Below are 10,515 nucleotides of genomic sequence, written 5' to 3' on the forward strand. Positions count from 1 at the left end.
CTAGCCCATTCATCGGGGACAATGCCTTATTTTTTAATGTGCGGGTCATCAATCCGTCCAGCATGCTCGAGGCCCTCGCCACGGCGAAACTTTCTTGGTGCTATTTCAAAATGGGGAAATTGTATCACGGCCTGCACGCACAACTTCGAAAGTGATATGTATCGCGTGGTGAAATACATAGCCTTATGGCGCTCTGCGTCTTATGACTTCACGCGACCGCCTTGCTCACAACATTCTAGACCGACGCCATGCAATGGGCATCAGTCAGGAAGAACTTGCTCACCGGGCGGGAATAAGTCGGGGGTACATGGGCCGCGTCGAGAACTCAAAGTTTTCCGCGACGCTCGACTTGCTAGATAAGATAGCACGCGCTTTGGAAATCGACCCAATGCTGTTGTTAGAAAAACGCTGACGAGGATGCTAGCTGACCCTCAAACTACACCTGTGCTATTCTTTGCCCCCACACACGACGCCAAAATCGGTGTTTTTCAGCTTGTTCCGCACTGTCTCCCACCCTGGGCTTTTGCGGATATCGAAACCGTTCTCCGGAAGCAACAAACCGTGTGGGGCCGACTTCTTTGAACGGATCGTGGACCGTTTTTCTGGGGCCTGCATCTACCATTGGGTTTGGTAATCGGGCGCAATTTTGGTGTTTTCTCCAGTTGAAGGCAAATCTCAGAAAGAGATTGAAAACATCTGGTCTTTGGGCCATTAAACGATATTATAACATCGTGGACGACTTATAACCGAATAATCTTCTGTGGAGGAGACATCCATGCTGAAAATTTTCCGCACAAGCGCACTGGTATTGGTAACTGCATGCGCTAGTTTTTCTGTGGCCCCCGATCGCGCCCAGGCTCAGTCATATCAGATTGATTGTGCGATCCTGCTTTGTCTATCTGGCGGCTGGCCCGCATCGGTTCCTTGCGCTCGCGCCCGCGCCGAATTTATCCGCCGTATCACGCCTTGGCCTGTTGAACCGCCCCTGCAAATCTGGCGTTGTCCAATGGGCGCGGCATTCGACGTTGATCCATCAACTCAGAACGCCGAGCGCATTTACGAAATCCTGATGAATGACAGCACCCCATTACAGTCATTTCCAACTGCAGCACTCACGGACTATCAGGTGGAATTGCAGCCTGCCGTTCTTCGCAGGAGCGGCGGACCCGCAGTACGCTTGCCCGAAAACTTCATGGTGCAGCTTGTTCAAGACTATCGCAGCAGCAACCAAACTGCGGACATCGACATAAGCGGCGGAGAATTCAATTTCGTCCGCTCGATCCGTGTGTTCAATGTGCAGTATGCATCACAGCGTCGTGCCGGTCGTGATGACGAATGCAGGCGCGGTGCCAACGTCACCAAAGGGCTGTATGGCAGGCAAGGCGACTTCGCGTGGCACGGTTCGTCTGTCTCGGAGCTTCCAGCCGCTCATACCGGCATGGAAGGCTACGGCAGCGATTGCCCTAACATTAGTCACAGATCTGTCTTCGTCGATTGGCGTGACTATCAGGGCAACTATGGCTTTGAGCAGGTCAACTACTAAGCCTTGTGCTGTTTCGGCGTGACGATACTATAATTGTGACAGGTATCTAAATATTGTATGCCTGTTGCCAATCAGAAGAATCGACAATCGATTCTCAGACAGGCAAAAAAGGAGCAGTAACCCCCCCAAAAGCAAACCCCCGCAAGGCATCAACCTAACGGGGGGTTTTTGATAAAGCCTAGGGACGGCAATCCCGAATAAGCTCCTGAAGTTAGCTCTGATTTTATCATCAACAAAACATCGTCGGCAAGCAAAAACGCATTTGTGCGATTGTTCAAATTGCGGCTTGGCCTAACTCTTGGAAAAGCCACAAGAATTAGCCCCAGACGCAAGACCTAGCACCACTCAGACCACTATATACGAGGCCTTGTGTGCTAGGTTCGACAGGATGAAAGGAGGAAATGAACTCTAGAAAATAGAAACCCCCGCAAGGCGGAAACCTAACGGGGGGGTTCTGAAACCAAAGAACGCCAATTCTTCAGTAGATCATCAAAGCTGTTGATCTCGGTTTTACCACCCCCTCTTCGAGCTGGCAACAAAAAACGCATTTGTGCGAATGATAAAGATTTGCCCGCCGCCGCCTTGCTTCACGAACGAGCAAGGACAGAACAATGACTGACAGGACTTTCCCGACACTACCTCAAGGGCATCAACGATTTTCCGTTGAGCAGCTTCTTATAGAACTGGCCCCTGCCCTCGGGCTGCGCGGAGGTCGCCTGCACGCACTGCTTTACATGATGAAGCAGACCGCTCCGGGTGACTGGACAAGGCCAGATCGCGAGCCGGTGTATTTTGCACCCCAGGACCAAACCGCCGAAGCCCTCAACAAGACTCGTCGCGCCCTCTACGACGACGAGGCCGCTCTTGAAGCCGCGGGCCTGATCGAGAAACGCGTGAAGGGCAACGGATCCCGTTCACCGTTTGGCGGTTGCGGCATCGTTTTTTCCAGATTGATAGCCTTGGTTCCCGATCTTATGCACCTAAAAGAGCAGGTGGCGGCTGAGAGACTGCGCCGGAAAGAGCTGCGCAACCGTCGCAGCACATACGTCCGCCACATTAAACGCCACCTGAGAGACGCCACAGATTCCTCCCTGGCCCATCCCCGCCTCTTGAGCATCATTGAGGTGTTCGACGCTTGGCCCGAGGCCTCCCGTCTCGCGAACATGCAGATTGGGGCGCTTGAGCACCACATTTCAGAGGCGCAGGCCCTGTGCACAACCTTGGATGATTTCTTTGAAACACGTCGAGATTCTACCGCTAAAGCGGCAGAAAACTTCCCGTGCTTTATACAAGAGAACAACCAAGATAACTTATCTGTAATCTGTAACGCCAACGTAGATAAAGGGAGCACGGGCAAGCCCGCGCACACTGAACTTATTTGTTCGGAGCCTATCGGCCCCGAAGGTTGCTTAGAAAATAAGTGTGGGGCTGAGAGTGCAGCGCGCAATACCCAATTTATCACCCAGTTGACCCCAGAGCGCATTTTCAAGCTCGCCAGTAGCGACATGCAGGCTTACATTCTGGCCTGTCAGGGTGAAATCCCCACCCTTCGTGAACTTCACATCATCGACGCAGCGACCCGGATCATTCATCCGCTCGGCATCAATCACGACGCCTGGATCAAGGCCGTCAACCTCATGGGCGATGTGGGGGCAGCCCTTTGCGTCTTGCTGATCGATGCCAACAGAAGTCACCCAACAACGCCGGTTCGCAATCCGGGCGGGGCGCTGCGTGCCATGACCGCCCGCCACAAATCCGGCAAGCTGAACCTGGTCGGAAGCCTCATTGGGCTTGCGCGGCGGCGTGGTCTGTAATGCGCTTGTCCGGACAGAATATCTCGCGCAGTGCTGTTTCAACCAGCCCCTGCAAACCGCCCGATTTAGGGGGTTTGCCCCCCAAATTCGGTCGGCAGATCGCGTTTCTCGTTGATCCCGTGCCTGACGATACGCATCTGTGTCGACGAGAACGGTCTGAGAAGCGCCCGTGCTTGCTCTGGCGAGCCTGTCAGCCAAATTTTGTAGTCCGCAGGGTCGAGGACCACCGGCATCCGTCCTTTCGCATGGATAGGCCGTACCAAATCATTCGCCGCTGTTGTCACCATCGTATGCCGCAGGCCTGTTTCGCCCTCCCCGCGCAATTCTTCACGCTCGATGCGCCAAAGTCCGGCTATCGCAAAGATTGGTCGCGCATCCGCGTTATCCGCCGCCATGCCGAACCAGAAATCCTCAGCAGGCTTTTTCCCTTTCGTCTCGTTGAAGCTCGTTGCTGGAACCAAACAACGGCGGTGCAAAAAGCTGTCTTTCCACAGTCCCGTCGCCTTCCCGAAAATGCTGTCGTCTCTCGCATTATTCCAAGCGCGAGGCTTGATCGGAGATCCATCACGTTTGGAAAAATTTGGGGTCAAAAATCCCCAATTCATTTCCACCAGCTCGCGCCCAACGTTCTCCACCTGCCGCACGACCGGCGCCGGATAGTTCGGGTGGATACTTGGCCGGGACGGCGCATTCCCGAGGTGGTCCTGTTCGGATTCAATCTGAAAAAGTCGGCGCATGGCCTCAGCGGTCGCAATATTGGCATACAAATTGCACATCGGTCTGTCCTATAGTCCGGCCCACCTCCGGATCATCTTCGCCACGCGCGTTGCTTCAGATTTGCGGAGGGTCTGGTTTTCGATCCGAAGGGCTTTGAAAAATGCGCCGCAGAGCATCGGCCCCTTTTCTATGTTCTGACGAACATAGAGCAAGGCCGCCAAAAGTTCTTCACTTTCTACATCCCTGACTGCGCATTCAGCAGCGGCCGTCTCGACCAGGCCAAGCACTCGGCGCAACTCATCCACGATCAGAATTTCCTCTGACCAGTCGCCACCAAAGGCGACATTTCGAAGATGATCCTTGCGTTCCGCCGTGAGAACAAAATAAGAACATTTGTCCTCTTCTTACAATCGGGAAATCCCTACATGACGCTGATGCGCTCATTATACATTGATATGAATAGCTTTTTTGCGAGCGTAGAGCAGCAGGAAGATCCGGCGCTGCGCGGAAAGCCTGTCGGTATCACCGCAATCAGCGCCGAATCCGGGGCCTGCGTTGCCGCCTCTTATGAGGCGAAATCGTTTGGCGTCAAAACCGGAACGCGCGTGTTTGAGGCCCGCCGCATGTGTCCAGACATCGTTTTCCGCTCAAGCCGCCATCGCCTCTATGTCCGCGTGAACCAGAAAATCGCCGCCGTGGTGGACGAACTGGCTGAACTCGAAGCCATCCGCTCTGTCGATGAGTTTCAGGTTGCCCTGGGTGGGCAAACGGCAGAGCTGGCCGCTGCGCTGGACCTCGGCCGACAAATCAAGGCCGCCATCCGCAGTCGCGTCGGATCCGAACTGCGATGCTCCATCGGCATTGGACCAAACCATCTTCTCGCAAAGATCGCTGGCAAGCTTGAAAAACCCGACGGCCTGCAATGGCTTTCACCCGACAACATGCCTGACCGTATCGCACACCTGAAGCTTGACGATCTGCCGGGTATTTCTCACGGCATCAAAGCCCGGCTTTCTCGCGCAGCGATCTGGGGTATTCCTGAGCTCTATGCGCTCGACCCGCGCCACGCCCGCTTGATTTGGGGATCCGTTGAAGGCGAACGGTTCGTCCGGGCCTTGCAAGGCATGGATATTCCTTTGTTGCCGACCGTGCGGAACGGATACGGCAATTCGAAGGTTCTCGCGCCCCACTATCGTCCGCCCCACGCGGCAATGCTCGTGGGGCGTTGGTTGATTGAAAAAGCTGTAGCACGGATGAGACGGGACGGGTTTTGTGCGCGGCGATTGTCCCTATTCATTCGCTGTTCTGATGACCGGGGATGGTCGCGCAAACAGTCGTGCAATGCGAGTCAGGACACGCGCCTGTTTTTGTCGATATTCCAAACTTTGTGGAACGGTTTGCCGCTTAGGTCGGGCGTTGTCATTCTTTCTGTTGGCGTCCATTTGGGCGACGTCATTGCACTTGCAGACCGTTCCGGGGAGTTGTTTTTGCCTATGGAGCCAGGTCGGAAGAATCGTGACGAGAAATTGGCCCAAGCTGTCGATCGTTTGAACCGTCGATATGGTCAGCGCGTCGTGACATTTGGGCTTCAACAAGATCATCCGGGGTTTTTCGAAAAGGGATAATTTCCGGCGTTTTTGTTGGTTGCCCTTGGTCGTTAGGTTTTCGCAAGCTGCGTCAGAGGACCCCACCTGACGGCTATGGTTTGCCGCGCTTTTCGAACCAACTTTGACAGAACTTCACAAAGTGCTTTGCCGGGTGTTTGGGTTCGATCTCTTCCTTGCCGCACCAGGCACGCCACTCGCGCTCGATCATGCGCACATCCCAACCAGGGGCGGCCGTTCGAGCATCGTGGTAGGCTTCAGGGTCTAGCCTGCCCTCGAATACCTCCACCATCGGGACCGGGACGGTCCCTTTGCTTCGAAACACAACGATGTTGCCCTCAAGCGAGGGGATATAATCTGGAAAATGGCCATGTTCTGCGCTGTCGGAGATGATGTTGGTCACCAAACGCTTGAACTCTTTTGCTGAAGAATGTGAACCGCATTTGAGATGCAGTTTTTCTAACCCGATGCGCCATTCAGCTGATTTTCCGCAATGTTTGCGCGCAATTTCATACATGCGCCGCTCTAAAGGCTTTTTCAGTCTGAAATAGTCCCGGCTGATCGTCAAAACTTCCTTGGCCTGGATGGCGTTAAAAACCCAATCCGACAATGTGACCTGCACATCCTGAAGAGCGCCATCACTATTGCGACGGATAGTTTTGGCGCTATCGACCAATCCAAACACTTGCCACTGCCGCTCAGAGCCCGTGACGATATTGGTCTTGATCGATGTGCCACGCAGCCGCTCAAGAGCATCTTCTGCGCGTATATACGCACTGCCCCCTACCGGCTTGCCCGTGGCCACGAGGTAGTCGATGATTTTGAAGCTGACTGTCTTGGATACCTCCTTGCCGTCATTCAAAGCAGCGATCAGCTGAGAGATGCAGAAAATTAGGATATCGCGATCAAACACCGTCGCCATACCCTTGGCGGAGGGCGTGATTTCGATGAAGTTATCGTTGTTCTCATAGCGTCGCGTTTGATGGTCTGGCTTCTTTGAGATGGAGAACACAGGGTGCTCCATTCCAGCCATGTCGCTCTTAGGAGCTGCATCAAAGATGTCGCAGATGAACAGATCCGGCTGCTGAAACCGGTCTGGTAGCAGCGGATTGGCTAGACGCTTCGTTGGCTTATCACCCACCGCTCTCATTTGATTGTCCTATCACCCACCGATTCGCACCCTCATTGGCTTATCACACACTATTGGCTTATCACACACCGCGTCAATCCCTTGGCTTATCGCCCACCAAGAGTCAATTTTTATTGGCTTATCGCCCACCAAGCCAACGCTCAGTCATCGGTGTAATAAGGCATTACATCATTGGCCTGTGACACACCGAATCTTGGCTTATCACCCACCACTTGTTGGCCTATCACCCACTAAAGTTTTTGTAAGCCATTGTTTTTAAATAATGAATGTGAGTTTTTAGATTCGTAACCCATATAAATAACCCATATATAACACCAACCCTTCATGGACTGAGTGATCCAAACCAGTGTACTGCTGGTTGCCAACGATGAATTGCTTAGAAAGCTGTGGTGATGAAGCATTTAGTTTGGACACAGCGTACGGTAATTTGCCGTACACTTGACACGTACGCCTATTTGCCGTACGTAGGATCCAACGAGAGGCCTTAAGATGTCCTTTCCCGTGAACCGTTTGCTGAAAGGAGACTATAATGTTGGCGTTTCAAGACACGACAAGTGCTGTCAACGAGCCCAAGAGCGCTCGTCTGGAATCACGCACGCAACCCAGTGTAAAAGCTGACATTCTCCGAGCCGCGACCCTAAATGGCGTGGACATCAGTGCTTTTGTGGTCAGTGCAGCCTATAGTGCGGCACGATCTACCATTGAGGCCCATGCGATCACCGTGGTAGAGAGCGAGGCGGACAGAAACGCATTCTTTGATGCTCTGGAAAACCCACCCAAACCAACCAAGCGACTGGCGAATGCTTTCGCATTGCGAAAGAAACTGATTGCGAATGCCGACTGACCCAGCAGACCAACCTCCATTTGAAATCCAGCCGTTCGATCACAAAGTTCATGATCGAGCGGCTTTTTCTTGTGGCGTCCCACAAATTGACAACTATCTCAAGCTGACCGCCAAAAAAGGCAGCAAGGCAGATGTTGTCAGGGTCTGGGTTGTCATAGACGCCAAAAGCCAGATTGTCGGCTTCTACGGCATCAATATGCATTCCGTTGATGTCAAAGACATGCCCCCCGCCTACGCAAAACGGGCGATGAACCACGGCATGCTACCGGCCGCCTTCATCGCAATGATCGGTGTTGACGCAAACCAGCAGGGCAACGGCATCGGCAGTGCTCTTGTGGCAGACGCTTTGAGCCGGATCGCACGGGCATCAGACGATATCGGCACCTGTGTCGTTATGCTTGACGTTTTTGATGATGGAGAGGCCGCAGCAGTCGCCCGGCGCAAATCATACTACGAAGACTTTGGCTTTATTCCGCTGCCGGACCAACCCCTGCGTCTCTTCATGCCAATTGCGACCATACGCGCGTTGTCGGGCTGAGCGATGAATGATCTGCGCCACATGGACCAAATGACGCTCAGCGACACCAAGCTGTACCACCTAATTGATATAGGACCGGACGAACTGCTCAGGGGTCGCAATGCCTGATATTCAAAACGCGCGACACATCGGCATGCGCCGCGCAGCGGCCCTCGCGAACTTATCGCTTGATCAGCAACTGGACCTGATCTGCGAGGGCCTCCCTGCCCTCATGGGCAGTGTTCAAAGCCTGTTAGATGCGGCAAAAGAACTCTCGGATCATCCGCGCAGTGCGGCAATCCTGAGCCGGAATGCTTCAGAAGAAATCGCCAAAATACTCATTTTGGTCGATTTGGTCAGATGTCCCAATCGTTTGCGTGCTTCAAAGACGAGCGCGATGATCAAGTGGTTTTACAACCATCTGGCGCGCTTGATCTATGTTGAGGCCCAAAGCTGGAAGCCAATGAGCGTTCAACAACTCCAGGACTACATCGATACGCGCCGCCCCTCCCACTATCTGGAAGGTGCGATTGGTGAGTACATTCTGCCAAACCACGAGGTATTTCAGCGAGAAAGCGACATGTACGCCGATATCATATGTCATGACGACGGCACCTTGCATTGGCATGACCCAAACGAGATGCATCGCAATTCTGACCTACCCTTCGACTTTCTTGGCGAATGCAGCGCGCCACGGCCTTGGCAAGTCTGTGTAGCCTTGCGTGATTTTGGCCTTTTTACGCGCGAAGGCCTGGGCATCATGTCGGATGCGTGGAGTAAGACAGATTTCCGCGAGGAAGAAACCTGGCATGATGCGAAGGCTAGAGTTGAAGAAATGTTGGTTGCTTGCGAGAAAGCCGGGGTGATCGCAAAGCACGCCCAACAGGATCAAGTCAGTTGTTTGTATAACAGCTGGCAGATGCCGATGTATCATCTGGAATTCTCTCAGATAAATGTTTCCTTGGACGAACTAAGAGCTCAACAAGAGCGCAACCTTGCGATGGAAATGGGGTATTGAAGGCTCCTTTTTGATAAACTGCCTTTGAAGACTACGGTTTACGTGGCCCCTGCCCCGCCCGATGGCCGGGTCACCGCGCGTCTCAGGTTCCAGCCGGCAGAGCGGCTTGCACCCAGAACATCCCCCACCAATTCACGCTGATCCAATCGTCAGGCCTGCGTCTCGTCACCGAGCCGCAGGCTTCCCTTGTTTCATGCATGTCTTGGTATGGGCTGATCTGCCCTGCGGGTCACGATCGCTGGTGCATCGGATCTCGCCCGATCCTGATTTCATGGTCCTTTCGGGGTTCGCGCAAGCGCGATACGCCGCTCCAGGACGATTGCTTTAGAACCCGCTGGGTTCTCGCGCACGCAACCCCAAAAGAGCAAAACCGTGTCCTCGGCTGGCGCCTGCGGGCCGCACCACTTTTGCGCTTTTCGGGTATGCATTTGCTCACTCCGGCACTTCGCCAGTGGGTCAGGTTTTAGAGACGACGCCCTAAAGGGCTTTTTCTCAAAACCAGACGACCAAAGGGGCAAAGACCCCATCCACACCACAAAGGAGTAAGCCCATGGGCCTCGATCAATACGCATATATCAAACACGACGATGGCGCTGACGACGACCGCGCCGCCGATTTCGTATGGCGCAAACATTCCAAGCTGCAAGCTTGGGCAGAGACGCTCTTTACCGCCAAAACTGGTCAATCAGCCGACAAGCTGAACTGCGCAGAACTGGTGCTAGAGGCAGCAGACATCGACACCTTAGAGGCACTTGTCAAACAAAAGGCCCTTCCAAAATCCGATGGCGGGTTCTTCTTTGGGCATCAATTTCAAGATGAAGCCGCTGACGAAAACGCAGCCCAAGACCTCGCATTCTGCGCATGGGCGAAAGATGTAATCACCAACGGTCAAACCGTTGTTTATTCGTGCTGGTGGTGAGCGTCATGACCGAGCAACAAACATTCAGCGCGACGGCCCTAGCAATCGCCGAGCAAAACGACCGATTTCGCACCACTTGGGGCGCAGATTTCAGCGTTCCCGGCCAGATCGTGATGACGCGCGGCGTGGCAGACCTGTCACCAGCAGCCAAAGCCATCATCATGCAGCGGGTTCAGACGTTCTCGGTCTTTAACGAGGATAACGACCCCTACGGCGATCACACCTTTGGGGCCTTCGAGTTCGAAATTGCTGGCAATACCTACAGCATTTTCTGGAAAATCGACCTGCATGAGGAAATTACATTTTCAAGTCCTTTTCTTTCTGTGCAACGCTGGTTTGGCTCCTCGATTATGCTCACTCCAGTGGCATCGACTTGCATACGGTGGGCG

General features: G+C 53.6%; 12 protein-coding genes. 9 read left to right on the forward strand and 3 right to left on the reverse strand.

The features are described from left to right. Positions 1-202: 202 nt before the first annotated feature. The 3 genes from IEX10_RS18665 to repC all read left to right on the forward strand — a co-directional run bounded on the left by IEX10_RS18665 (position 203) and on the right by repC (position 3,357). The gene (locus IEX10_RS18665) at positions 203-412 is read left to right on the forward strand and encodes a helix-turn-helix domain-containing protein (RefSeq protein ID WP_188678749.1); all 210 of its coding nucleotides are present in this window, start codon (positions 203-205) and stop codon (positions 410-412) included. Positions 413-775: 363 nt separating this feature from the next. Next, a complete protein-coding gene (locus IEX10_RS18670; protein WP_229678641.1) occupies positions 776-1,543 on the forward strand; it encodes a hypothetical protein in 768 nt (255 codons plus the stop codon). A gap of 611 nt (positions 1,544-2,154) precedes the next feature. Continuing rightward, positions 2,155-3,357 carry a replication initiation protein RepC gene (gene repC / locus IEX10_RS18675; RefSeq protein ID WP_188678750.1) on the forward strand — a complete coding sequence of 401 codons (1,203 nt, stop codon included), beginning with the start codon at positions 2,155-2,157 and terminating at the stop codon, positions 3,355-3,357. Between the two features lie 65 nt (positions 3,358-3,422). On the opposite strand, the gene IEX10_RS18680 is transcribed toward repC, so the two are convergent. Beyond that, positions 3,423-4,133: an SOS response-associated peptidase gene (locus IEX10_RS18680; RefSeq protein WP_188678751.1), complete on the reverse strand. Its 711-nt coding sequence runs from the start codon at positions 4,131-4,133 to the stop codon at positions 3,423-3,425. Positions 4,134-4,142: 9 nt separating this feature from the next. Then, the gene (locus IEX10_RS18685; protein ID WP_188678752.1) at positions 4,143-4,379 is read right to left on the reverse strand and encodes a hypothetical protein; all 237 of its coding nucleotides are present in this window, start codon (positions 4,377-4,379) and stop codon (positions 4,143-4,145) included. Between the two features lie 48 nt (positions 4,380-4,427). Between IEX10_RS18685 and IEX10_RS18690 the strand changes: the two genes are divergently transcribed. Then, positions 4,428-5,699 carry a DNA polymerase Y family protein gene (locus IEX10_RS18690; protein WP_229678642.1) on the forward strand — a complete coding sequence of 424 codons (1,272 nt, stop codon included), beginning with the start codon at positions 4,428-4,430 and terminating at the stop codon, positions 5,697-5,699. Between the two features lie 73 nt (positions 5,700-5,772). Here IEX10_RS18690 and IEX10_RS18695 read toward each other — a convergent pair whose 3' ends face one another. Then, a complete protein-coding gene (locus tag IEX10_RS18695) occupies positions 5,773-6,828 on the reverse strand; it encodes a replication initiator protein A (protein ID WP_188678753.1) in 1,056 nt (351 codons plus the stop codon). A gap of 529 nt (positions 6,829-7,357) precedes the next feature. On the opposite strand from IEX10_RS18695, the gene IEX10_RS18700 reads away from it, so the two are divergent. The 5 genes from IEX10_RS18700 to IEX10_RS18720 form a co-directional block, all read left to right on the forward strand. Beyond that, positions 7,358-7,672, forward strand: coding sequence for a type II toxin-antitoxin system TacA family antitoxin (locus IEX10_RS18700; RefSeq protein WP_188678754.1), 315 nt, complete (start codon positions 7,358-7,360; stop codon positions 7,670-7,672). After that, positions 7,662-8,210: a GNAT family N-acetyltransferase gene (locus IEX10_RS18705; protein WP_188678756.1), complete on the forward strand. Its 549-nt coding sequence runs from the start codon at positions 7,662-7,664 to the stop codon at positions 8,208-8,210. The genes IEX10_RS18700 and IEX10_RS18705 overlap by 11 nt, the downstream gene beginning before the upstream one ends. A 100-nt stretch (positions 8,211-8,310) precedes the next feature. After that, the gene (locus IEX10_RS18710; protein ID WP_188678758.1) at positions 8,311-9,207 is read left to right on the forward strand and encodes a hypothetical protein; all 897 of its coding nucleotides are present in this window, start codon (positions 8,311-8,313) and stop codon (positions 9,205-9,207) included. A gap of 550 nt (positions 9,208-9,757) precedes the next feature. Beyond that, positions 9,758-10,126 carry a phosphoglycerate kinase gene (locus IEX10_RS18715; RefSeq protein ID WP_188678759.1) on the forward strand — a complete coding sequence of 123 codons (369 nt, stop codon included), beginning with the start codon at positions 9,758-9,760 and terminating at the stop codon, positions 10,124-10,126. A gap of 5 nt (positions 10,127-10,131) precedes the next feature. Further along, the coding region (locus IEX10_RS18720; protein WP_188678761.1) for a DUF3768 domain-containing protein at positions 10,132-10,515 on the forward strand (384 nt) is incomplete at its 3' end.

Source organism: Neptunicoccus cionae (genome assembly GCF_014643735.1).
Taxonomy (GTDB): Bacteria; Pseudomonadota; Alphaproteobacteria; order Rhodobacterales; family Rhodobacteraceae; genus Amylibacter; species Amylibacter cionae.

Bases quoted from the DNA above. Each gene is read 5' to 3' on its own strand.
- IEX10_RS18715 (WP_188678759.1), top strand. From the start codon at position 9,758: ATGGGCCTCGATCAATACGCATATATCAAACACGACGATGGCGCTGAC.
- IEX10_RS18710 (WP_188678758.1), top strand. From the start codon at position 8,311: ATGCCTGATATTCAAAACGCGCGACACATCGGCATGCGCCGCGCAGCG.
- IEX10_RS18700 (WP_188678754.1), top strand. From the start codon at position 7,358: ATGTTGGCGTTTCAAGACACGACAAGTGCTGTCAACGAGCCCAAGAGC.
- IEX10_RS18690 (WP_229678642.1), top strand. From the start codon at position 4,428: ATGATCCTTGCGTTCCGCCGTGAGAACAAAATAAGAACATTTGTCCTC.
- IEX10_RS18680 (WP_188678751.1), bottom strand. From the start codon at position 4,133: ATGTGCAATTTGTATGCCAATATTGCGACCGCTGAGGCCATGCGCCGA.
- IEX10_RS18695 (WP_188678753.1), bottom strand. From the start codon at position 6,828: ATGAGAGCGGTGGGTGATAAGCCAACGAAGCGTCTAGCCAATCCGCTG.
- IEX10_RS18705 (WP_188678756.1), top strand. From the start codon at position 7,662: ATGCCGACTGACCCAGCAGACCAACCTCCATTTGAAATCCAGCCGTTC.
- repC (WP_188678750.1), top strand. From the start codon at position 2,155: ATGACTGACAGGACTTTCCCGACACTACCTCAAGGGCATCAACGATTT.
- IEX10_RS18670 (WP_229678641.1), top strand. From the start codon at position 776: ATGCTGAAAATTTTCCGCACAAGCGCACTGGTATTGGTAACTGCATGC.
- IEX10_RS18665 (WP_188678749.1), top strand. From the start codon at position 203: ATGACTTCACGCGACCGCCTTGCTCACAACATTCTAGACCGACGCCAT.